This window comes from Streptomyces sp. MB09-01 (assembly GCF_033794505.1).
Classification (GTDB): domain Bacteria; phylum Actinomycetota; class Actinomycetes; order Streptomycetales; family Streptomycetaceae; genus Streptomyces.
Genome location: NZ_JARAYQ010000519.1, coordinates 1 through 1,973, shown reverse-complemented (window position 1 = coordinate 1,973; position 1,973 = coordinate 1). Strand labels below are relative to the sequence as shown.

The window sequence follows — 1,973 nt, the reverse complement described above, 5'->3', positions numbered from 1 at the left end:
GACCACGCCGCCCACCACCCCTCCCCCGACGGGCGGGGCCTGCACCGGCCCGGCGTACGTGGCGGGCACGGTCTACAACAGCGGCAACGTCGTCTCCCACAAGGGCCGCAACTGGAAGGCCCAGTGGTGGACGCAGAACGAAGAGCCCGGCACCACCGGAGAATGGGGCGTCTGGAAGGACCAGGGCGCCTGCTGACTTCGAACCCTGCGTGAACGGGTGGGGACCCGGTGGCCCGGCGGCCACCGGGTCCTCGCCCGTGCCTAGGCTGTCCCGGTGAACACCCATGTCACCGCGACCGACGCGGACTTCGAGGAACACCGGCCCCGGATGTTCGGCATCGCCTACCGCATGCTCGGCTCCGCCTCGGAGGCCGAGGACACCGTGCAGGACGCGTACCTGCGCTGGGTCTCGGCGGACCGCGCGGAGATCCGGCACCCGGGGGCCTGGCTGGCCAAGGTCGTCACGAACCTGTGCCTCAACAACCTCACCTCGGCGCGCGTCCGGCGCGAGGAGTACGTCGGCCCCTGGCTCCCGGAGCCGGTCCTCACAGGCGACGGGACGCTCGGCCCGCTGGAGTCGGCGGAGCAGCGGGACAGCGTGTCCATGGCCCTGCTGGTGCTGCTGGAGCAGCTCACGCCGGTGGAGCGGGCGGTCTACGTGCTGCGCGAGGCCTTCGCGTACGGCCACCGGGAGATCGCCGGGCTCCTGGACCTCAGCGAGGCCAACTGCCGCCAGCTCTACCGGCGGGCGGCGGGCCGGGTCGCGGCGGAGCGGGCGGCCACCGAGGAGCGGCGCTTCGCACCGGACCCCGAGCGCTGGCAGAGCCTCGTGGAGACCTTCCTCTCGGCGGCCCGCGAGGGGGACCTGGACCGGCTGGAGGGCCTGCTGACGGCCGACGTGCGGTACGTGTCGGACGGCGGCGGCGTGGTCGGCTCGGCGCTGCGGCCGATCCTGGGGCGGGACAAGGTGGCCCGGTTCTCGATCGGGGTGCTGGAGAAGTTCGCCGCGGGCCTGCCGGTCACCGTCGCGGAGGTCAACGGCACGCCCGCGCTGCTCTTCGGCGAGGTGGCGGTCCTCCTGGTGGAAATCGAGAATGGACTGGTCAGCGGCATCAGCACGGTGGTCAATCCGGAGAAGCTGGCCTTCCTCCGACGGCAACTGTCACATTCCTGAGGGCTGTCCTGTCCCAGCTGGCGAAGAGACGTTCCCGGCGGAAGGCGGACCCCATGAGCACCATCCTCGTCACCGGAGGCACCGGCACCCTCGGCACGCTGGTCGTGTCCCGGCTGCGGGAGGCGGGCCACGAGGTCCGCGCCCTGAGCCGGCACGCCCCCGAGCATCCGGTGGACCTGCAGGACGGCAGCGGGCTGGACGCGGCGATGGCGGGCGCGGAGGTGGTCGTGCACTGCGCGAGCGACACGCGCCGGGCGGGCAAGGGCGACGGGGCGGCCGCGGAGCACCTGATCGACGCGGCCCGCCGGGCGGGGACGGTCGGCAACATCGTCTACATCTCGATCGTCGGGGTGGACGTGGTTCCGCTCGGCTACTACAAGGCGAAGCTGCGGGTGGAGCGGATGCTGGAGGGATCCGGGCTGGGGGTGACGATCCTGCGCACCACGCAGTTCCACGACCTGGTGGCGCAGGTGACGGACGCGGCGGCGAAGCTGCCGGTCGTGCCGATGCCGAGGGGGGTCCCGGTGCAGCCGATCGCCGTCGAGGAGGTCGCGGACCGGCTGGCCGGCCTCGCGGTCCCCACCCCGGCGGGCCGGGTCCCCGACATGGGCGGCCCGCAGATCCGGCGCCTGACGGACCTGGCCCGCACCTACCTGGAGGCGACCGGCCGCCGCGGCCGGGTGGTCCCCGTCCCGCTGGCGGGCAGGACGTACGCCGCCTTCCGCCGGGGCAGCCACCTGGCTCCGTCCCACGCGGTGGGCAAGGGCACGTTCGCGGAGTTCCTCGCGGGGCAGGGGCG

Annotated in this window: 3 protein-coding genes; all 3 read left to right on the top strand. The window is 73.6% G+C overall.

Annotated features, from left to right (window positions below; all coding sequences use genetic code 11):
- Positions 1-196 (top strand): carbohydrate-binding protein (locus tag PV721_RS43120; RefSeq protein WP_319734298.1); only part of this gene is annotated, 196 nt, incomplete at its 5' end.
- Between the two features lie 78 nt (positions 197-274).
- Positions 275-1,174 carry an RNA polymerase sigma-70 factor gene (locus PV721_RS43115; RefSeq protein WP_319734296.1) on the top strand — a complete coding sequence of 300 codons (900 nt, stop codon included), beginning with the start codon at positions 275-277 and terminating at the stop codon, positions 1,172-1,174.
- Positions 1,175-1,227: 53 nt separating this feature from the next.
- Positions 1,228-1,973 (top strand): SDR family oxidoreductase (locus PV721_RS43110; RefSeq protein WP_319734294.1); only part of this gene is annotated, 746 nt, incomplete at its 3' end.